Origin of the sequence: Pseudonocardia aurantiaca (genome assembly GCF_039526725.1) — a bacterium.
Taxonomy (GTDB): Bacteria; Actinomycetota; Actinomycetes; order Mycobacteriales; family Pseudonocardiaceae; genus Pseudonocardia; species Pseudonocardia aurantiaca.
In genome coordinates this window covers 1-730 of the sequence record NZ_BAAAJG010000034.1, presented here as the reverse complement: position 1 = coordinate 730, position 730 = coordinate 1, and the positions used below count along the sequence as shown (strand labels likewise).

Here is a 730-nt window from a genome sequence, read left to right as displayed (position 1 = left end):
GACCCCGCGGCTGATGATCGCATTCTTGCGGTGCCGGCGAGATGGGCGAGGAAGAAAATACCGCACCACCACCTCTCATATCGCCGGGCCGAAACATGCCCGGCGGGACCTCGAATGGAGACTGAACGATGAGCCAGTTTGGGCGGAAGGCCGCGCTTGGTGCGGTGGCGTTCGGGATGGTCGGGTCGACGCTGTTCGGCGGCGCCGCACTCGCGGACACCACGACGGACGACGGTAATGACGTCGCCGTGACCGCCACCGGTGGTGCCGGTGGCTGGGGTGGCGACGGTGGCAAGGGTGGCGACCACAACACCGCCAAGTCCGAGAACTCCAGTTTCCAGTACTCGGAGGGCAACTGGAGCGACGACGAGAGCTCGAGCGGCAACCAGGCCGCCACCCTGAACTCCGCCGCGGCCGCTGGTAACGGCGGCGCCGGCGGTTACGGCGGCGCCGGCGGCGCGGCCAAGGCCGACTTCGACATCGACATCCAGAAGGACGACCACAAGAAGGACGACCACAAGCAGCACTGAGAGCAGCACTGAGAGCAGCGGTGCAGGCCCCCGGACTCGTCGGGGGCCTGCACCGCCACCTCAAAGGTTAGTCCTCCGCTGGTGGAGCCGGCCAGTGGGTCCGGCCGCGCGCGGGCGGGTTCTGCACCCGCGCGCGGCATGGCCCGAAACAGTTTTCCTCGCTGCGTCCCAGCGGCTGATGATCGCTTTCTTGCGGTGCC

1 protein-coding gene is annotated in these 730 nt (G+C 68.1%); it reads left to right on the top strand.

Going from position 1 to position 730, the window contains the following annotated elements:
* Positions 1-128 precede the first annotated feature (128 nt).
* Complete coding sequence (locus tag ABD143_RS38045; protein ID WP_343988737.1) at positions 129-530, top strand: hypothetical protein; 402 nt, start codon at positions 129-131, stop codon at positions 528-530.
* The last annotated feature ends 200 nt before the right edge of the window (positions 531-730 follow it).

Excerpts from the sequence above, each read along its gene's own strand:
- ABD143_RS38045 (WP_343988737.1), top strand. The coding sequence starts at position 129 with ATGAGCCAGTTTGGGCGGAAGGCCGCGCTTGGTGCGGTGGCGTTCGGG.